This window comes from Leisingera sp. UBA4491 (assembly GCF_002388965.1).
Lineage (GTDB): Bacteria > Pseudomonadota > Alphaproteobacteria > Rhodobacterales > Rhodobacteraceae > Leisingera > Leisingera aquaemixtae.
The window spans coordinates 122,526-142,635 of sequence record NZ_DGNN01000009.1; the positions used below are offsets into that span (position 1 = coordinate 122,526).

Here is a 20,110-nt window from a genome sequence, read left to right on the forward strand (position 1 = left end):
CTCCTGTGCAAAGGGAGACCGCAATGACGCAAGACCGATACGACCGCGGCATGCAAGTCCGGCGCAGGGTGCTGGGCGACGCCCATGTGGACCGCGCCGAGGCCGCCAAGACGGCGCTGGACCAGCCGTTTCAGGAGCTGATTACTGAGGCCGCCTGGGGCACGGTCTGGGCGTCGGACCGGATTTCCATGCGGGAACGGTCGATGCTGACATTGGCGCTGCTGGCAGCGACCGGCAATTTCGCTGAGATCCCGATGCACATCCGAGCCACCGCCCGCACCGGCGCCAGCCAGGCAGACGTGCAGGAGGCCTTCCAGCATGTGGCCATCTATGCCGGCGTGCCGCGCGCCAATCAGGCGCTGAAACTGGCCAAGGAAACCTATGCCGCAATGGCAGCCGAAGGGGAGGAGCCCGCATGAGCACGCCGCCGAAAGAGGGGGAGTTCTATCAGCGCGACCGCCGCTGGCACCCACCTGCCCTGTCGCAGGACTACAAGACCTCGGTCACCCGCTCGCCCAAATTCCCGCTGATCAGCCTGGAGAACACCGCCAGCGAGATCACCGGCCCGGTGTTCGGCCACAACGATTTCAACGCCACCGACAATGACCTGCTGAGCAATTTCGCCCAGCCCGGCGAAAGCCCGATCGGCGAGCGCATCATCGTGCATGGCCGGGTGCTGGATGAAAACGCCCGCCCGGTGCCGAAGACGCTGGTGGAGATCTGGCAGGCCAATGCCTCCGGCCGATACCGGCATAAGAAGGACAGCTATCTTGGGGCGCTGGACCCGAATTTCGGCGGCTGCGGCCGGACGCTGACGGATGCGAACGGCTGCTACCATTTCCGCACTGTAAAGCCCGGCGCTTACCCCTGGCGCAACTGGGTGAACGACTGGCGGCCCGCGCATATCCACGTTTCGGTCTTCGGCAGCGGTTTCGCCCAGCGGCTGATCACCCAGCTCTATTTCGAGGGCGACCCGCTGACTGCCCGCTGCCCGATCGTGAACACCATCCCGGACCCGGAGGCGGTTGAGATGCTGGTGGCCCGGCTCGACATGAACGCCACCATTCCGCTGGACACCATCGCCTATCGCTTTGACATCGTGCTGCGCGGGCGGCGGTCCACCCTGTTTGAAAACCGGCTGGAGGGAAACTGATGCGGCAGAAGCTGGAATACCTGAAAGAAACCCCCTCCCAGACCGCTGGTCCTTATGTCCATATCGGCCTGGCCCCTGGTGCTGCAGGGTTTGAGATCTACGATCAGGAGCTTGGCTGGGACATTGCAGGCCCCAATGCCAAAGGCGCGCGCATCCGGGTCGAGGGCGTGGTGACAGACGGCACCGGCTCGCCGGTCAAGGACGTGCTGCTGGAGGCATGGCAGGCCAATGCGGACGGCGTCTATGCCCACCCCGAACATCCGGGCGAGGTGGAGCAGGGGTTCCGCGGCTGGGGCCGGGTGATCACCGACTTTGAGACCGGCGAATGGGGATTTGACACCGTGAAGCCCGGGCCTGTGATGGGCCGGGGCGGGCAGATGATGGCGCCGCACATCAATCTGTGGATCGTCGCGCGCGGCATCAACGTCGGGCTGAATACCAGGGTCTATTTCGAGGACGAAGAAGAGGCCAATGCGGCAGACCCGGTGCTGAATGTGATAGAATGGGAGCGCCGCCGCGCCACACTGATCGCCAAGCGCGAGGCGCGGGACGGTCTGGCAGTCTACCGGTTCGACATCCGCCTGCAGGGCGAAGATGAGACCGTGTTTTTCGACATTTGAAGGGGAATTTCATGAGCACACCCTGCATCATCTGCGTGGCCATCACCGGCTCTGTCCCGACCAAGGAGAACAATCCGGCGGTACCTGTCACTATCGCGGAACAGATCGAAAGCACGCAGGAGGCGTTTGAGGCCGGCGCCTCGATTGCGCATTGCCATGTGAGGAATGACGATCAGACGCCGACCTCGGATCCGGAAAGATTCGCGCGGCTTATGGAAGGGCTTCAGAAACACTGCCCCGGCATGATTATACAGCTGTCGACAGGCGGCCGCTCCGGCGCCGGGCGCGAGCGCGGCGGCATGCTGCCCCTGCGCCCCGACATGGCATCGCTGTCGGTGGGCTCCAATAATTTCCCTACAAGGGTCTACGAGAACTCCCCCGATCTGGTGGATTGGCTGGCTTCTGAGATGCGCACCTATGAGGTGAAGCCGGAGATCGAGGCGTTTGACCTCTCGCACATCCACCAGGCGGTGAAGATGAACCGCGAGGGGCGCATTCCCGGCACGCTTTACGTCCAGTTCGTGATGGGAGTGAAGAACGCGATGCCGGTGGATAAGGACGTGTTCGACTACTACGTCAAAACCATGCAGCGGCTGGCGCCGGAGGCCCAGTGGTGCGGTGCCGGGGTTGGTCCGGGGCAGATCCTGGTCAACGAATGGTCGATTGCCGCAGGCGGCCATACCCGCACCGGGCTGGAGGACAACATGCGGCTGGACCGCGAGACGCTGGCCCCCTCCAACGCGGCGCTGGTGAAACGGGCCGCAGACCTGTGCGCGAAATACGAGCGGCCCGTCGCCACCTGGCAGCAGGCGCGCCAGATCCTGGAACTGCGCCCCGCCTGAATGCGCCCGCTTCGGGCCAGCGGCCCGAAGCCATGCCCAAGGCCGCCAGGCGGCCCGTCAGGGCAGCCGCGGGCGCGGGAGCGCCCCGCCGGGCTTGCTCAAACCTCGCCGGACAGATCCTTGAGGATCGGGCAATCCGGGCGGCTGTCACCTGCGCAGCCTTTGACCAGTTCGCCCAGCGTGTCGCGCATGGCCTGCAAGTCGGCGATCTTCTCCTCGATCTTGGCCAGATGCTCCAGCGCCAGCTGTTTCACATCGGCGCTGGCGCGGCTTTCGTCCTCGTAGAGCGCCATCAGGGTGCGGCAGTCCTCGATGGTGAAGCCCAGCGCCCGGGCCCGGCCCAGAAACGCCAGCTTGTGCAGATCGGTCTCGGCAAAGCAGCGGTAGCCGTTGGCGCTGCGGTGCGGTTTGATCAGGCCGATATCCTCGTAATAGCGGATCGTCTTGGCGGGCAGCCCGGAGCGGCTGGACACGTCACCGATGTTCATGCGCGCGCCTCCTGTCCGCCTGCAGCCGCTGCTGCGCGGGCAGTTTGGCCCTCCTCTATCGCCGGTTTCAGACGGCGCAGGCGCAGCGCGTTCGACAGCACAAACACGCTCGACAGCGCCATCGCGCCCGCGGCCAGCGCAGGCGACAGCAGCGGCCCGCCGAAGGGATACAGCACCCCGGCTGCCACCGGGATCAGCAGCACGTTGTAGCCAAAGGCCCAGACCAGGTTCTGGCGGATGTTGCGCATGGTGGCGCGGCTGACCGTCAGCGCATTCACCACCCCGCGCAGATCGCCGGAGACCAGCACCACATCGGCGGCCTCGATCGCCACGTCGGTGCCGGTGCCGATGGCAATGCCCGCATCTGCCGTGGCCAGCGCAGGCGCGTCATTGATGCCGTCGCCGACGAAAGCCAGGGTGCCGTGCTCCTGCTGCAGCTCTGCAATTGCGGTCACCTTATCCGCCGGCAGGCATTCCGCCTTCACCGCGTCAATGCCCAGCTGCGCGGCAATCGCCTGCGCGGTGGCCGCAGCATCGCCGGTGATCATCGCCACCTTCAGCCCCTGATCATGGAACGCCTTGATCGCGGCAGGGGTGCCCGGCTTGACCGGATCGGCCACCGCAATCACCGCCGCCGCCCGCCCGTCAATGGCTGCGTACAGCGGGGTTTCGCCGCGCTCTGCCAGCCGCTGCCCCTCAGCCTCAAGTGCGCCCAGCGCAATGCCTTCGCGGACCATCAGCCGGGCAGCGCCCACCAGCACCTCGCGCCCCTCGGCCCGGGCCCGCAGGCCATAGCCCGGGATCGCCTCAAAAGCATCCGCCTTGGGCAGGCCCTTGCCTGCCGCTGCCGTGATGGCGCGGGCGATGGGATGCTCCGACTGCGCCTCCGCCGCGCCGGCCAGACGCAGCACCTCGTCCCGGCTGAAGCCCTCGGCACAGACCAGCGCAGTCAGCGACGGGCGCCCCTCGGTCAGGGTGCCGGTCTTGTCGAGCGCCACCACCTGCACTTCCTGCAACCGCTGAAGCGCGTCACCCTTGCGGAACAGAACACCCATCTGCGCCGCGCGCCCGATGCCCACCATGATCGACGTCGGCGTTGCCAGCCCCATCGCGCAGGGGCAGGCAATGATCAGCACCGAGACGCCGGCCACCAGGGCCAGCGGCAGCGACGGCGCCGGGCCGAACAGCGACCAGGCCAGCACGGTCAGCGCCGCAACCGCAATCACCGCGGGCACGAACCACAGGGTGATGCGGTCGACCATCCCCTGCACCGGCAGCTTGGCGCCCTGCGCCTGCTCCACCATGCGGATAATCTGCGCCAGAACGGTGTCGCGGCCCACGCGGGTGGCGCGGAATTCCAGTGCCGAATTGCCGTTGATGGTGCCCGCCGTCACCTCGTCGCCCGGAGCTTTCGCCACCGGCACCGGCTCGCCGCTGATCATGCTTTCATCAATGTAGGAGCTGCCCGAGACAATCTCGCCGTCAACCGCGATGCGTTCGCCCGGGCGGACACGGATCAGGTCGCCTGCCCCGATCTCCTCCACCGGCGTCTCCACCGCCTCGCCAGCGGCGACAACCATGGCGGTTTTCGGCTGCAGCCCGGCCAGCTTGCGGATGGCGGCGCCGGTGCGCCCCTTGGCGCGCGCTTCCAGGAAACGCCCGGTCAGGATCAGCACCACAATCACCGCCGCGGCCTCGTAATAAACATTGGCGGTGCCTGCCGGCAGCAGCCCGGGCGCAAACGTGGAGATAACCGAAAACCCGTAAGCCGCAGAGGTGCCCAGCGCCACCAGCGCATTCATATCAGGCGCGCCCCGGAACAGCGCCGGGAAACCCTTGGTGTAGAACTGCCGCCCCGGCCCTGCCAGCACCAGGGTGGTCAGGGCAAATTGCAGCAAATAACTGTTTTGCATACCGATATTGGCCGCCACCCAATGATGCAGCGCCGGAATGATGTGGCCGCCCATCTCGATCAGGAAGACCGGCAGCGTCAGCACCGCCGCGATCAGCACCTGCCGCCCCAGCGCGGCAATCTCATCCGCCTTGCGCTGGCTTGCTTGCTCCGCCTCATCCGGGGCGCCGCTGCTCAGCCGCGCCGGATAACCCGCTTCTGTCACCGTGCGGGCCAGGTCCGCGGCGCGGACCGCCCCGGTCAGGAACCGGACCTGCGCGGTTTCGCTGGCCAGGTTCACACGCGCCTCCAGCACGCCCGGCACAGCCAGAAGCGCCCGCTCCACCCGCCCCACACAGGACGCGCAGGTCATACCGCTGAGCGCCAGGGTCACCTCGGACTCAGCCGCCGGATAGCCTGCGGATTGCAGCGCATCCGTCAGCTGAACCAGTTTCACCTCCGGCGCGGCCTCAACCTGGCCGGTTGCGTTTGCAAGGTTCACGGAAGCCGCCTCAACCCCGTCAACGGCCGCCAGGGCACGTTCGGCACGCCCGGCACAGCCTGCGCAGCTCAGGTTGGTGATTTGCAGTGATATACGGGTGTTTTCTGACATGGGAGACCTGCGGTTTTGTCCTATGCTGGATCATATGAGGGTTCCAGTCAGGGGAAGGTCAAGACCCCGCGGCAAGATTCCTTCCCAAAACTGGAAGCCTGCGGGCAAGCAGCTGGAAAACGAAGGTTTTGCCTTCCTTGACCGATGGCGCGGACCGCTGCTCAGCCGTCGCATTCGGGGCCAAGCCCAGCACGCCGGGACTGATAGGGTGCCGAGGCGGCGCTTGCGTGCGCCGGCCTGCAAATGTAACGCTGAGGCAATCAGACCCGCGGTGCTGCTGCTGGCAACGCATTCACCCCGGTCCCGCCCTGCGGCGGCCCGGCCCCGGAGAATATGGACGAAGGACCAGTCACATGATCAAAACCCGCGCCGCCGTTGCGGTTGCCCCCGGCAAACCGCTGGAAATCATGGAGGTGAACCTCGAAGGCCCCAAGGCGGGTGAGGTTCTGGTGGAAATCAAGGCAACCGGCCTCTGCCACACCGATGAATTCACCCGGTCGGGCGATGACCCCGAAGGCATCTTCCCGGCGATCCTGGGCCATGAGGGCGCAGGCGTCGTGGTCGAAGTCGGCGAAGGCGTGACCAGCCTGAAGCCCGGCGACCACGTGATCCCGCTTTACACGCCCGAATGCCGCGAGTGCGAATACTGCCTCAACCCCAAAACCAACCTGTGCCAGGCGATCCGCTCCACCCAGGGCCAGGGCCTGCTGCCCGATGGCACCACCCGCTTCTCGATGCTGGATGGCACCCCGATCCATCACTACATGGGCTGCTCGACCTTTGCGAACCACACCGTGGTGCCGGAAATCGCGCTGGCGAAAATCCGGGCGGACGCGCCGTTTGACAAGGTCTGCTACATCGGCTGCGGTGTCACCACCGGTATCGGCGCGGTGATCAACACCGCCAAGGTGGAAATCGGCTCGCGCGCGGTGGTCTTTGGCCTCGGCGGCATCGGCCTCAACGTGATCCAGGGCCTGCGGCTGGCCGGTGCCGACCAGATCGTCGGCGTCGACCTGAACCCGGGCAAGGTCGAAATGGCCACGAAATTCGGCATGACCGATTTCGTCAACCCGGCTGAGGTCGAAGGCGATCTGGTGGCGCATCTGGTCGAGCTGACCGGCGGCGGCGCGGATTATACCTTTGACGCTACCGGCAACGTGCAGGTCATGCGCACCGCGCTGGAATGCGCCCACAAGGGCTGGGGAGAAAGCATCATCATCGGCGTGGCGCCCGCAGGGGCCGAGATTTCGACCCGCCCGTTCCAGCTGGTCACCGGCCGGGTCTGGAAAGGCACCGCCTTCGGCGGCGCGTCCGGGCGCACCGACGTGCCGAAGATCGTCGACTGGTACATGGACGGCAAGATCGAGATCGACCCGATGATCACCCACAAGCTGACTCTGGATCAGATCAACGAAGGCTTTGACCTGATGCACGAGGGCAAGTCGATCCGCGCCGTGGTCGAATTCTGATCCCCAGGATTGATGTGAAACAGATGAAACGCAGGCCCGGGAGCCTGCGTTTTTTTCGCGCAAAAGTTGTCAGCTGACAATTAGTGTTCGCTTGCGGTTTCCACCGCATCCAGCCTGACACCGTAGCCCCAAAGCCGGCGCAGGTGCTTCAGCACCTCTTCCTGTTCCTCTTCATCCAGGTGGATGCCGTCGCGCACGGTGTGGGTCAGTTTCAGCTCCCGGTCGCCGCGCAGGTCCGCGTCCGTCACCTGAATGTCCGGTTCCAGATAGGCCAGGTCATACTGCTTGGCCAGATCGCGCCGGATCGCCTTATAGCCGGCCCGGTTGTGAATCTGGCTGACAACCAGATTGGGCAGATCCGCGTCATTGGTCAGCGTGAACAGCTTGAATTTGCGGATCAGGTTCGGAGACAGGAACTGCTGGATGAAGCTTTCGTCGCGGTAATTCGCCCAGGCATCGCGCAGCACACCGCGCCAGTCCGGGTTGCCGGCAAAATCCGGGAACCATTCACGGTCTTCGTCGGTCGGGTTCTGGCAGATCCGGCGGATGTCCTGCATCATCGCAAAACCCAGCGCATAGGGGTTGATGCCCGAATAGCGCGGATCGTCGTACTCCGGCTGCATCACCACATTGGTGTGGCTGTGCAGCATCTCCATAAAGGCGCCTTCGGTGATCTGGCCCTGCTCATAAAGCTTGTTGATGATGTAGTAATGCACAAAGGTCGCGCAGCCCTCGTTCATCACCTTGGTCTGCTTCTGCGGATAAAGGTACTGTGCCAGCATCCGCACGATGCGCAGGATCTCGCACTGCCAGGGCTCCAGCTTCGGGCTGTGCTTCTCCAGGAAATACAGCAGGTTTTCCTGCGGCAGGTTCATCTGCTTGCGGCGCGCGCTGAAGGAGGCGTCCTCTGGCTGTTCCAGCTTGTCCCGGCCCAGAGTGGAGTCGGTCCAGATATCCAGCACGCTCTGGCTGCTTTCATAGCCCTCGCGCACCTTCTGCATGGCGACCAGCTCCTCGCTGGTCGGTTTGGGCGGGCGGCCATAGCGGAACACGCCCTGAGACTGAAGCGCATGGGCGGCGTCCAGCACCTCCTCCACCGCGCTGAGGCCGTAACGCTGCTCGCAGGCGGCGATGTAGTTCTTGGCAAAGGCCAGATAGTCGTGAATGCCCGCGGCATCGGTCCATTGCTGGAACAGGTAGTTGTTCTTGAAGAAATGGTTATGGCCGAACGCCGCATGCGCCATCACCAGGGTCTGCATCGCCATGGTGTTTTCTTCCATGTTGTAGCTGATGCAGGGGTTCGAATTGATCACGATCTCATAGGCCAGGCCCTGGCGGCCGGTCCGGTACAGCGCCTCGTCGCGGGCGAAATGCTTGCCGAAGGACCAGTGCTGATACATCAGCGGCAGGCCGACGCAGGAATAGGCGTCCAGCATCTGCTCGGCTGAGATGATTTCGATCTGGTTGGGATAGACATCCAGCCCGAGGTCTTCGAGCGCGATCTGCTCGATTGCGTCGCGCGCCTTCTCCATCAGCTCGAAAGTCCATTCCGGCCCGTCGAACAGCGGCGTGCGCGCCGTTTCAGCTGCCTGCATACTGCGCTCCCTTAACCTTGGGGAGGAAGAACTCCCGGAAAATCGGATAGATATGGCCCGGCTGCGAAACCCGCTGCATCTCGAAATGCTGCGCCTGCGCCTTCACCTCGCGGTAGTTCTGCCACAGGTCTTCGCCTGCTTCGGGGTTGTTCAGCAGCATCTCCGCCGCCTCATCGACGATTTCCACATAGGCATAGAACTGGCTGACCGGCAGCAGGTCGTTCAGCAGCAGCTTCTTGCACCTGACCGAGTCATTGCCGAAGTTTTCCCCGTCCGAGGCCTGGGCGCCGTAGATGTTCCATTCATCCGGCGGATAGCGCTCCTCGATGATCTCCTTCATCTTCTCCAGCGCGGTGGAGACAATGGTGCCGCCGGTTTCGCGGGCATAGAAGAAGGTCTCCTCATCCACTTCCTGGGCGTGGTGGGTATGGCGCACAAAGACCAGCTCTGTGTGCTCATAGCAGCGTTCCAGAAACAGGTGCAGCAGCAGGAAGAAGCGTTTCGCCAAGTCCTTCTCGCGCTCCTGCATGGAGCCGGAGACATCCATCAGGCAAAACACCACGGCGCGGGAGTTGCGGATCTTTTCCGGGACAAAGGTGTCGTACCGCAGGTCCAGCGGGTCGATATAGCCGACCACCTTGCGTTTGCGGATGATGCCGTCGAGCTTTTTCCGCAACGCCTCCAGGAAGTCTTCCTGCGGCGGTGTGCGGTCGTCCAGCGCCTCCAGTTCGGCGATCTGCTCCTCCAGGTCGCGCTGGGACTTGGTGGTGGGACGCTGCAAGGCGATCCGGCGGCCCAGAGAGTTGCGCATGGTGCGCACCAGGTTGAGGTTGTTGGGAGTCCCGGCAGTTGTCAGGCCGGCGCGGCGGGTTCCGATGGTCTCGGTTTCCACCGTGGCCTTTTCCACAAGGTCCGGCAGCTCCAGCCCTTCGAACAGGATTTCCAGATATTCCTCCTGAGTCAGGGTGAAGGAAAACTCGTCCTCGCCATCGCCCTCCTCAGAGGCCTTGCGGCCGCCCTGCCCGGCGCCGCCTTGCGGCCGTTTGATGGTGTCGCCGACAACAAAATCCTTGTTGCCGGGCAGCACGTGGCGGCGCAGGCCGCCCTTGGAGGAATGGAAGAACCGCGGCTCCTTCAGCCCCCTCGACGGGATTGTGACCTTTTCGCCGCCGTCCGGGACACCGCTTCCGCTTTGGATCGACTTCCCGCGGACCGACTGGTCGACACGCTCCTTAATATTCTCTCGGGCCCGCCGCAGGAACCGCTGGCGGTTCCCGAGGCTCTTGCCCTTCGGATTGGCGCGCCTGTCGATGAAATGATGCATGTTGCACAGCGCTCCTCTTTAGCCCGCCTTGTTGACGCGCATGTACCATTCGACCAGGCGCCGGACCTGGCGGTCGGTGTAGCCGTGGCCGCGCATCCGCTCGACGAACTCCTGGTGCTTGCTCTCGGTTTTGCTGTCTTTCTTGGACCCAAAGGAGATCACCGGCAGCAGTTCCTCGACCTGGCTGAACATGTGCTTCTCGATCACGTCGCGCAGCTTCTCATAGGAGTTCCAGGCCGGGTTCGAGCCGGTATTGGCGCGGTGGCGCAGCGCGAACTTGACCACCTCGTTGCGGAAGTCCTTGGGATTGGCGATGCCGACCGGCTTCTCGATCTTGCTCAGCTCCGCATCCAGCACCTCGCGGTTGTAAAGCTGGCCGGTATCCGGATCCTTGTAGTCCTGCTCTTCGATCCAGGCATCGGCATAGGCGATGTAGCGGTCAAAGACGTTCTGGCCGTATTCGGTATAACTTTCGAGGTACGCCTTCTGGATTTCGTTGCCGATGAACTCCTCATAGCGGGGCGCCAGCTCGGTCTTGATGAACTCAAGATACTTCTGCTCCGTCTCTTGCGGGAACTGCTCGCGCTTGATCATCTGCTCCAGCACATACATCAGATGCACCGGGTCCGCCGCTACCTCGTTGGTGTCGAAGTTGAAGGTGGTCGACAGCACCTTGAAGGCAAAGCGTGTGGAGATGCCGTTCATGCCCTCGTCGACGCCGGCCCGGTCCTGGTATTCCTGCACCGTCTTGGCCTTGGGATCGGTGTCCTTCAGGCTTTCGCCGTCATAGACGCGCATTTTCGAGTAAAGATTGGAGTTCTCATGCGGCTTCAGGCGGGTCAGCACCGAGAAGCGGCTGAGGATCTTCAGCGTCTCCGGCGCGCAGGGCGCGTTGCGCAGCTCGCTGTTCTCGATCAGCTTTTCATAGATCGAGGTTTCGTCCGAGACCCGCAGGCAGTACGGCACCTTGACGATCGACACCCGGTCGATGAAGGCCTCGTTGTTCTTGTTGTTCTTGAAGGACTGCCATTCGCTCTCATTCGAGTGCGCCAGGATCAGGCCGCTGAAGGGGATGGCGCCGAAGCTTTCGGTGCCCATGTAATTGCCTTCCTGGGTCGCCGTCAGCAGCGGGTGCAGCATCTTGATCGGCGCCTTGAACATCTCGACGAATTCCAGGATGCCCTGGGTCGCCCGGTTCAGGCCGCCGGAGAAGCTGTAGGCATCCGGATTGTCCTGGCTGAAATGCTCCAGCTGGCGGATGTCGACCTTGCCGACCAGGGTCGAGATGTCCTGGTTGTTTTCATCGCCCGGCTCCACCTTGGCCACGCAGATCCGGCGCAGCCGCGACGGGTGCAGGCGCACAACCGAGAACTTGTTGATATCGCCGTCGAATTCATCCAGCCGCTGCACCGCCCAAGGCGACATCAGCCCCGGCAGCCGGTGCTGGGCAATGCCGTATTCTTCCTCCAGCACCTTGCCCATGCGGACCGGATCGAACAGGCCCAGCGGGCTTTCGAAAATCGGCGAGATCTGATTGCCGGCCTTCAGCACATAGATCGGCTGGTCTTCCATCAGCCGCTTCAGGCGTTCCGCCAGCGAGGATTTGCCGCCGCCGACCGGCCCCAGCAGGTAAAGGATCTGCTTGCGCTCTTCCAAGCCTTGCGCGGCATGGCGGAAGTAGCCGACGATCCGCTCAATCGTGTCTTCCATGCCGTAGAAGTCGTGGAAGGCGCTGTACCGCTTGATCGTTCGGTTCTGAAAGATCGGCCCGAGACGCGAGTCCTTGGACGTGTCTACCAGTTCCTCTTCGCCAATTGCCTTCAGCATCCTCTCGGCGACGTTCGCGTACAGGCTTGGATCGTCGCGGCAGGCATTCAAATACTCCTGCAGCGGCATTTCCTGCTCGCGCGTTTCGCCGTACTGCTCTGCAAAAAGTTCGGCAATGTCTTTCATCGTGGATCAAGCCTCCTGGTTAACTGGCGCCGTTCCTCCTGGCGTTCCTTCGCACGCGGACAGAGGATGCCCAGCACGTGGGCATAGGTGTCCGCGTCAGTGTTGAGTTCTGATTTCTGCTCGGCGCCGCTGCTGGCGTCATACGTCCGGCTGGCCGCTCTTGGCGGCGGCCTGCGCCCGGTGACCAGGGCTGTCGGCGTCGTCTTTACTTACTCTCGAGCTTACACCAATTACGAACTTCTTCCTATCTGAAAGTGGTGTACTTTTAATTAATTGCCAGAATCTTTTGCGGGAAATTTTTATCACATCGAAGCGACCGCCGCTTTCCGGCAGCCCTTCTGCATCGCGGCATTTCAGGGGTTTACGGGCGCGCTTCCGCCCGTGGGGGATTGCTGCAGCAATTGCTCTCCCTTAAGGGGGAAACCGGGGCAGAATGGCTGTACTGCAGGGCAGGCCGCAACCGGAGCTGCCCCGGCTGCAGGCACCGCCCGCCCTCCCGTCCAGATGGAAAACCTTAAAAAATCTGCGGCAGACAGGACACGGTTGCCGCCTTTTTTGCCGCAGCAACGGAGCCTAGATACTGGACAGGCTGCAAAAAATCGTCTCAGTATGGCCTCAAAATGGCCGCAAAAGACGGCCGATGGGCGAAACTACAGGCAACGGAACCACGCAAAGGGCGCCTTATTCACGGCGCCGCGGCGTACAGATTGAGCGGTAGAACAATGAGCACGGTTGCATTTATTACCCGCAATATGGCGGGCACAACACAGCATGGGAATTTCTCCGAAGGCACGCCGGCGCGCATCGACGCCGCCTCGGCCAAGGACATTTCGCTGAATCTCAGCCCGGCCGACGTCGAAAGCTATTCCCGCCGCGGCAGCGATCTGCACCTTACCCTGGCCAACGGTCAGGAACTGGTGCTGGAAAACTACTACGCCTTCGATGCCACCGGCGGCAAGAACCTGTTCCTCAGCTCCGAGGGCCAGTTCATCGAGGTGGTGCTGGAGGACAAATCCAGCGGCATGCTGTTTGCCACTTATGAGCCGCTCGACCTGACCGGCAAGTGGAGCGCCTACGACGAGATGGTCTTTCTGGACGTCGACCGGATCGAGCCGGTGGTCGCGCCGCTGGCCGCGCCGCTGTTCGGCGGCCTGGGCGCCGCAGGGGCCGCAGCAGGCGTTGTCGGCGCGGCCGCCATTGCCGGCGGCGGCGGAGATGGCGGCGGCGGCGGAACCGGCGGCATCGTGCCCACGGTGAATGACCCGGACGCCACCTACCCCGTTTCGGGCTCCACCAGCACAGCAGTTGAAATTACCGGTACCGGGGCGCCGGGGTCCGAGGTCACAGTCACCGTCGGAACCGCGACCCAGACGACTACTGTCGATGAGGACGGCAACTGGGGCGTGACCTTCCCGGTCGATGACCTGCCGCCGGACGGCAATTACGAGTCGACCGTTCATGTGGTTGACCCGAACGGCACCGAGTTCGATCTGGACGGGCCCACCGTGGTGATCGACACGGTTGCCGATGTGACCCTGGACGAGGGCCAGGCCGGCGGCGATGACATGATCAACGCGGCGGAAGCCGCCGATGGCGTCACCCTGACCGGCACCGCCGAAGCCGGCGCCACTGTCGAAGTGACCTTCCAAGGTGTCACCCGCACCGTCACCGCGGCAGAGGACGGCACCTGGAGCGCGGATTTCGCCGCATCGGAGATCGTCGCAGGCGAATACGATTCAGAAGTCACCGTCACGGCGACCGACAGTTTCGGCAACACCGGCAGCACCACCGGCACCATCCGCGTCGATACCTTAACTGCGGTGGCGATTGATCCCGGCCAGGCCGGCGGCGACGATCTGGTCAACAGCTCTGAGGCCGCGGCAGGCCTGACCCTGACCGGCACCGGCGAGCCGGGCGCCACGGTCAGCGTCACTGTGGAGGGCATCACCCGCAGCGCCACGGTGGACGCGGACGGCAACTGGGCCGCGGAGTTCGAAGCAGGCGCGCTGCCTGCCGGCGAATACGACACCACCGTCAGCGTGACCTCGACCGACGCGGCCGGCAACACCGCGACGGCGACTGCCGACCTGCGCGTGGATACGCTGGTCGACCCGCTGACCCTGGAGGCCGGCAGCATCGAAGGCGACAACGTCGTCAACAATACCGAGCACAGCGACGGTGTGACCCTCACCGGCACCGTGGAGCCGGGCTCGACCGTTGTCGTGCAGCTGGGCAGCGCCACCGAAACCGCGACGGTTGATGCCGACGGCAACTGGAGCGTGGATTTTGCCGCCTCCGACATTGCCCAGGGCAGCTATGAGGCGGACATCACCGTCACCGCCACCGATGCCGCAGGCAACACCTCGGCAATCAGTGACACGCTGACCATCGACACCGAAGTAACGCCCTTCACCGCGGACAGCAGCCAGACCGATGACGATGTGCTGAATGTCGCGGAGCGCGCCGCGGGCCTGACCATGACCGGCACGGTCGAGACCGGCTCCAGCGTCGAGGTGACCATCGGCGGTGTGACCCGGGCTGCAACCGTGGATGCCGATGGCAACTGGAGCGCCGCCTTCGACGCCGATGACCTGCCCGAGGGCAACACCACCGCCACCGCTGAGATCACTGCGACCGACGCGGCGGGCAACACGCAAACCCTGACTGAATCCTTCGGCATCGACACCGAGTATGACGCGCCGGACGTCGGCAGCGTCATCAGCACCGGAGCCGGTGTCAGCGGCTTCTTCAGCGAGAATTTCGATTCCGGCGACACGGCGCATGAGCTGACCAGCGGCGGCGGCGTCGCCGACGTCACCGGCACTGAAACCGCCCTTGGCGCCGGGCAGACCCTGTTCAGCTTCGACGCGGATGTGCCGGACGGCTCGCATCTGGTGGTCAACCGCGTCGATGATGCGGGCAACAGCTCCGGCACGATGGTCGTGCTTGAAGACGGCGCGGACGCAACCGTGCTGGACCACGCGGGCCTGTCGCAATTCAACATTGACGAGCTGAACCTGGTGCATGCCGACGGCGTCGACCTGACCCTGACCGAAGCGGACATCAACGCGCTGTCCGGCAACTCCGATACCGTGATCGTGCATGGCGGCTCGGATGACACGCTCACCATCACCGGCGCAACCCAATCGGGCACCAAGACCATCGATGGCGAGGCCTACAACGTCTACACCATTGGCGATGACGGCACCACGCTGATCGTCGACGAAGACGTCAACACCGTGATCTGAACGGCCGGTCCGGCGGCGCCTTCCGCCGGGCCCAACACACCAAAAGCCTTGGACACAAGGGCAAGGGGCAGGATGCAACCGGGACGCTTTCTTTGCGCCATCGCAGTGATGTGCAGCCTGTCGGCCTGCGCCCGGTCACCGCTGTCCGGCGGCCCGGAAACCGCGGCCGGCACAGCCCCGCGCAGCAATTTCGCGCAACCCGGCGAGGCGTCCTCGGAGGTGATCCGGCAATTGATGGACCGGCGCTCGCTGCTGGCCGGGGACAGCGCCTACGGGCAGGTTGCCGCGGCTGCCATCGCCGCCTCCTCCCGCGCCGCCGAGGCTGAGCTGATCAGCGCCAAGCTGCGGGCCGAAGCGGCCTCCAAGAACTGGCTGCCGACGCTGGGGCCTTCGGTCAGCCTGACCGACCTGGGCGATCTGGTGGCGGGGCTGCTGATCGAGCAGGTGCTGTTTGACAACGGCCGCCGCAAGGCCGAACGGGCCTTTGCTGCCGCCGACGTCGAGGTCGCCGCGGTCAGCCTTTCTGAAGACATGAACGGCCGGGTCGAGACCGCCGTCGGCCTTTATGCTGCCGCGCTGCGCGGCGACGAAAAGGCAGCCTATGGCGACCGGGCGCTGCGCCGGATGCAGGACTTCCGCCGGATCGTGCAGGGCCGTGTGGATGGCGGCGTGTCGGACCGCGCCGATCTGAATGTGGTGGACAGCAAGATCAGCGGCATCCGCACCGCCACGGCCACCGCCCGCGACGCTGCCGCCACCGCCCGCGCGGAGCTGCAGGCGATGACCGGCCAGTCCTTCCCGCAAAAGCCCGCGCATCTGGACATCGGCACGCCACCGGAGCAGGTGCAGTTCCTGTCCGTGCTTCGGGCCAGCGCCGAAGCGGACCGCACCATTGCACAGGCCAAATCCGGCCGCGCAGGGCTGCTGCCGCAGATCTCAGCCGCGGGCAACGTGACAACAGACGGCTCCGGCGCCGGGCTGACCATGGGCACCGGCCAGCCGCTGGGCCTGGGCACCCCTGCGGCGCTTCAGGCGCTGGAAGCTTCCAAGGAGGCCGCCAGGCGCCAGATCGGAGAAGCGGAAGAAGCCGCGCGCCGCACTTACAGCCGCCAGATCCAGCAGATCGCCTCCTATCAGCGGCAGGAGGGCGAGACCGCCGCACTAGTGCGCCGCAGCCGCGAGACCTATGAGCTGTTCCTGAAGCAGTTCGAAGCGGGCCAGCGCCCGGTGATGGAGGTAATCCAGGTCTATGAGGAGCTGGTGCGCCGCGAGCAGGCCTTTATCGACGCAAAATATGAGGTGGTGCTGATCCAGCTGCAGCTGGCACGCGACCTGGGCCTTTTGGCCGATGGGGACAAGATTTGACGGATACGACACAAAAGCCCCCCGGTCCCCTGCCCGCCTCCGGCAACAAGCCGGTGCTGCGGGCTGTGCCCGTTTCCAGCCCGAAGGCTGCGCCGCAAGGCGGGATTCAGCCTGCCAACACCCCCGCCCCGGCGCCCGGCCCCAAGGCGCAGCTCAAGCCGCGCACGGACAACCGGCCCAAACCTCAGCCGCAGGACGCCCTGCCTGAAGTCGGCTCGCTGCTGGAAGGCGCTGCGGCCCGCATCCAGCACCGTGCCAGCCTGATTGCCACCCTGGCCGCCCTCAAGGGCAGCGACGTGCCGATCAGCGACGTTGCCGCCTTCCTGTGGAAGGAAACGCCGGGCGATCTGTCGCTGCACACGCTGGCCAAGGCAGTGCAGGCCTCCGGACTGCAGCCGAAAATCCTGGAAAAGCAGCTCCTTGCCCCTGCCCTGTGGCCTGCGCTGGCGATCATGTCCGGCGGCCAGTGCGTGCTGGTGCTGAGCCAGGCGGACGATGCGCTGACGATTTACGACACCTCCTGCGCGGACAACCGCACCGAGGTGCCGCTGGACGAATTCAGCCCCTATTTCACCGGCACCGTGCTGTCGGCCCGTCCCTCGCTCAAGCAGATGGCCGCACGGCACACGCCGCAGATCGACCCGGGCCACTGGTTCTGGAGCGAGTTCCCGAAGTACCGCCGCCAGGTGGGCGAGATCATGCTGGGGTCGCTGGTCGCCAATATCCTGGCTGTCTCTGTCGCGCTGTTCTCCCTTCAGGTCTATGACCGGGTGGTGCCGCACCAGTCGCACGCCACCCTGTGGGTGCTGGCGGTTGGCGCCTTCCTCGCGATTGCGCTGGAGGCGATGCTGAAGCTCGCCCGCGCGCGGCTGACCGATGCGGCGGGCCGCCAGATCGAGCTGTCGGTGCAGCACAACCTGATGCGCCGCCTGATCGGCATGCGCTCTGACAAGAAGCCGCTGCCGCCTTCGGGCCTGTTTGCCGCGATGCGGGACTTCAGCTCGGTGCGGGAGTTCTTCACGTCCTCCACCATCTCCACGCTGGCCGATATTCCGTTTATCGCGGTGTTCCTGCTGCTGGTCGCCTCCATCGCCGGGCCGGTCGTCTGGGTGATCGTCGCGGGCGGCATCCTGATGCTGCTGCCTGCCTACTTCATGCAGAAGAAGATGATCGCGCTGACCCGCCAGACCCAAGGCGCCAACGCCAAGGCCGGGCGGCTGCTGCATGAGGTGGTGACCGAGCTGGACACCGTGAAGACCCAGCGCGGCGAGGAGCGCGTGCTGCGGCTGTGGGATGAGCTGAACACGCTGTCGTCGCATTCCGCGACCGAACAGCGCAAGCTGTCCAGCGCCCTCACCTACTGGTCGCAAGGGGTGCAGCAGGCGACCTATATCACCGCGGTGGTGCTCGGCACGCTCTTGGTCTTTGCCGGTGAATTCACCGTCGGCACCATCATCGCCACCGGCATCCTGACCAGCCGGACGCTGGCGCCGCTGACCCAGTTCGCCGCCACGCTGGCGCGCTGGAGCAACGTCAAGGCGGCGCTGGAAGGGCTGGACGCCATCGCCCAGGCACCGCAGGAAAAGGAACAGGAACGCACCTATCTGCGCCGCCAGAAGATCGACGGCCGGTTCGAGCTGCGCGAGATCCTGTTCCGCTATGACGACGACGCTGCTCCGACTGTGGATGTGCAGGGGGTTGCGATCACCCCGGGCCAGCGGATTGCGGTTCTGGGCGTGAACGGGTCAGGCAAGTCCACCCTGCTGAAACTGCTGTCGGGCCTTTATGCGCCGGACCGCGGGCGCATCCTGCTGGACGGTACTGACATGGCGCAGATCGACCCGCGCGACCTGCGCGCGAATATCGGCTACCTCAGCCAGGACGTGCGGCTGTTTGCCGGCTCCCTGCGCGACAACCTGAACCTCAACCAGCTGGAACGCGACGACGACCGCCTGATGGAAGCGCTGGAGTTTGCAGGCCTCGGCGCCCATGTGCGCAACCACCATAAAGGCCTGGATCTGGAGATCAGCGACGGCGGCCATGGCCTCTCGATCGGCCAGCGCCAGTCGATCGGCTGGGCGCGGCTGTGGCTGCAAAACCCCTCGGTCGTGCTGCTGGATGAACCCACCGCAGCGCTGGACCAGACGCTGGAGCGCACCCTGGTCAGCCGCCTGGAAAGCTGGCTGGACGGCCGCACCGCGGTGATCGCCACCCACCGGATGCCGATCCTGTCCCTGACCAACCGCACCCTGATCCTGCAATCGGGCCGGATGGTGGTGGACGGCCCGCGCGACCAGGTTCTGGCGCATCTGGCCGCTGGAGAAGGCAAATGACGATGGCCCTGCACGATCCTTACGGCAACGCAGAAACGCCGCGCAGCGCCAGCCGTATCATCTATCTGGCGCTGGCTGCCGTTCTGACCTTCCTGATCTGGGCGGCCTTCGCCTCCATCGACGAGATTGTCCGCGGCGAGGGCCAGGTGGTCTCCTCCTCCCGGGCGCAGATCGTGCAGAACCTTGAGGGCGGGATCCTGGCGGAGCTGCATGTGCGCCAGGGCGATATCGTCACCGCCGGCCAGGTGCTGGCCAAGCTGCAGGACACCAAGTTCCGCGCCGCCGCCGACGAACTGCAGAACCAGATCGACGCGCTGGAAATCAAGCGCTTCCGGCTGGAGGCGCAGATGAAAGGCGCCTTTGAGTTCTCCGTGCCGGAAATGCTGGCGCAGCGATCGCCCGGCATTCTGGCCTCCGAACGCGGCCTGCTGACCGCCCGCCAGACCGACTTCACCAGCCGCCGCGACAGCGCCCGGCAGATCATGGATCAGCTGAACGGCGAGCTGGCCAATATGGAGCAGCTCTACAAGCAGAAGATCGTCGCGCTGATCGAGGTGAACAAGGCGCGCAAGGCCGCCACCGACGCCCGCGCCAAGTACAACGAGATCGGCACCCAAGCCGAGCTTGAGCAGGCGGAGGAGTATTCGCAGACGCTGCGCGACCTCACCACGCTGCGGCAGGAGCAGCGGCTGGCGGTGGACCAGCTGAACCGCACCATCATCACCTCCCCCATGGCCGGGATCGTCAACAGCCTGGCGGTGACCACCATCGGCGGCGTGATCCGCCCCGGCGAGGAAATTCTGGAGATCATCCCGCTGGGCGAGGAACTGTTTGTCGAGGCCCGGGTGAGGCCCGAAGATATTGCCAGCGTGCAACCCGGCCAGGACGCCACCATCAAGCTGTCGGCGTATGACTATACCATCTACGGCTCGCTGCGCGGCAAGGTGGATTTTGTCTCAGCCGATACCTTTGAGGATGAGCGCAACCCGCGCGCCGAGCCTTATTACCGGGTAACGGTGCGGGTCGACAAATCCGGCTTCACCGAACGCCAGCAGTCCATCGAGATCCGCCCCGGCATGCGGGCCACGGCAGAGCTGCAGACCGGCGCCAAAACCGTTTTGCAATACCTGCTGAAACCGCTCTACAAGTCCCGCGCGGCCCTGCGCGAGCCCTGATGCCGCCAGCGCCTGGCCGCGCGGCAGCAGGCTTGCGGCTG

14 protein-coding genes are annotated in these 20,110 nt (G+C 64.7%); 9 read left to right on the top strand and 5 right to left on the bottom strand.

Annotated features, from left to right (window positions below; translation table 11 throughout):
• Nucleotides 1-23 precede the first annotated feature (23 nt).
• From pcaC to B2P87_RS03665, 4 genes are read left to right on the top strand one after another with little or no spacing between them, the layout of a single operon-like run.
• Nucleotides 24-419, top strand: a complete 396-nt coding sequence (gene pcaC, locus B2P87_RS03650; protein WP_141889637.1) for a 4-carboxymuconolactone decarboxylase — start codon at nucleotides 24-26, stop codon at nucleotides 417-419.
• Nucleotides 416-1,153 carry a protocatechuate 3,4-dioxygenase subunit beta gene (gene pcaH / locus B2P87_RS03655; RefSeq protein ID WP_141889636.1) on the top strand — a complete coding sequence of 246 codons (738 nt, stop codon included), beginning with the start codon at nucleotides 416-418 and terminating at the stop codon, nucleotides 1,151-1,153. The genes pcaC and pcaH overlap by 4 nt, the downstream gene beginning before the upstream one ends.
• Nucleotides 1,153-1,773, top strand: a complete 621-nt coding sequence (pcaG, locus tag B2P87_RS03660; RefSeq protein ID WP_141889635.1) for a protocatechuate 3,4-dioxygenase subunit alpha — start codon at nucleotides 1,153-1,155, stop codon at nucleotides 1,771-1,773. Before pcaH ends, pcaG begins: the two co-directional genes overlap by 1 nt.
• Nucleotides 1,774-1,784: 11 nt before the next feature.
• Nucleotides 1,785-2,615: a 3-keto-5-aminohexanoate cleavage protein gene (locus B2P87_RS03665; protein WP_141889634.1), complete on the top strand. Its 831-nt coding sequence runs from the start codon at nucleotides 1,785-1,787 to the stop codon at nucleotides 2,613-2,615.
• A gap of 98 nt (nucleotides 2,616-2,713) precedes the next feature.
• On the opposite strand, the gene cueR is transcribed toward B2P87_RS03665, so the two are convergent.
• A complete protein-coding gene (cueR, locus tag B2P87_RS03670; protein WP_058287724.1) occupies nucleotides 2,714-3,103 on the bottom strand; it encodes a Cu(I)-responsive transcriptional regulator in 390 nt (129 codons plus the stop codon).
• Complete coding sequence (locus B2P87_RS03675) at nucleotides 3,100-5,607, bottom strand: heavy metal translocating P-type ATPase (protein WP_141889633.1); 2,508 nt, start codon at nucleotides 5,605-5,607, stop codon at nucleotides 3,100-3,102. Before B2P87_RS03675 ends, cueR begins: the two co-directional genes overlap by 4 nt.
• 356 nt (nucleotides 5,608-5,963) lie before the next feature.
• Here B2P87_RS03675 and B2P87_RS03680 point away from each other — a divergent pair, with 356 nt between their 5' ends.
• Nucleotides 5,964-7,076, top strand: coding sequence for an S-(hydroxymethyl)glutathione dehydrogenase/class III alcohol dehydrogenase (locus tag B2P87_RS03680; RefSeq protein ID WP_141892028.1), 1,113 nt, complete (start codon nucleotides 5,964-5,966; stop codon nucleotides 7,074-7,076).
• Nucleotides 7,077-7,156: 80 nt separating this feature from the next.
• On the opposite strand, the gene B2P87_RS03685 is transcribed toward B2P87_RS03680, so the two are convergent.
• From B2P87_RS03685 to B2P87_RS03695, 3 genes are read right to left on the bottom strand one after another with little or no spacing between them, the layout of a single operon-like run.
• Nucleotides 7,157-8,671, bottom strand: a complete 1,515-nt coding sequence (locus tag B2P87_RS03685; RefSeq protein WP_058287726.1) for a SpoVR family protein — start codon at nucleotides 8,669-8,671, stop codon at nucleotides 7,157-7,159.
• Nucleotides 8,658-9,995 carry a YeaH/YhbH family protein gene (locus tag B2P87_RS03690; RefSeq protein ID WP_058287727.1) on the bottom strand — a complete coding sequence of 446 codons (1,338 nt, stop codon included), beginning with the start codon at nucleotides 9,993-9,995 and terminating at the stop codon, nucleotides 8,658-8,660. The genes B2P87_RS03685 and B2P87_RS03690 overlap by 14 nt, the downstream gene beginning before the upstream one ends.
• Before the next feature lie 18 nt (nucleotides 9,996-10,013).
• Entirely contained in the window at nucleotides 10,014-11,948 is a 1,935-nt protein-coding gene (locus B2P87_RS03695) for a PrkA family serine protein kinase (RefSeq protein WP_058287728.1), read from the bottom strand.
• Nucleotides 11,949-12,670: 722 nt separating this feature from the next.
• Between B2P87_RS03695 and B2P87_RS03700 the strand changes: the two genes are divergently transcribed.
• The 4 genes from B2P87_RS03700 to B2P87_RS03715 all read left to right on the top strand — a co-directional run bounded on the left by B2P87_RS03700 (nucleotide 12,671) and on the right by B2P87_RS03715 (nucleotide 20,069).
• Nucleotides 12,671-15,196 carry an Ig-like domain-containing protein gene (locus B2P87_RS03700; RefSeq protein WP_141889632.1) on the top strand — a complete coding sequence of 842 codons (2,526 nt, stop codon included), beginning with the start codon at nucleotides 12,671-12,673 and terminating at the stop codon, nucleotides 15,194-15,196.
• A gap of 72 nt (nucleotides 15,197-15,268) precedes the next feature.
• Nucleotides 15,269-16,561 carry a TolC family protein gene (locus B2P87_RS03705; RefSeq protein WP_141889631.1) on the top strand — a complete coding sequence of 431 codons (1,293 nt, stop codon included), beginning with the start codon at nucleotides 15,269-15,271 and terminating at the stop codon, nucleotides 16,559-16,561.
• The gene (locus B2P87_RS03710; RefSeq protein ID WP_141889630.1) at nucleotides 16,558-18,894 is read left to right on the top strand and encodes an ATP-binding cassette domain-containing protein; all 2,337 of its coding nucleotides are present in this window, start codon (nucleotides 16,558-16,560) and stop codon (nucleotides 18,892-18,894) included. The genes B2P87_RS03705 and B2P87_RS03710 overlap by 4 nt, the downstream gene beginning before the upstream one ends.
• Nucleotides 18,891-20,069: an HlyD family type I secretion periplasmic adaptor subunit gene (locus B2P87_RS03715; RefSeq protein WP_141889629.1), complete on the top strand. Its 1,179-nt coding sequence runs from the start codon at nucleotides 18,891-18,893 to the stop codon at nucleotides 20,067-20,069. Before B2P87_RS03710 ends, B2P87_RS03715 begins: the two co-directional genes overlap by 4 nt.
• Nucleotides 20,070-20,110: the final 41 nt, after the last annotated feature.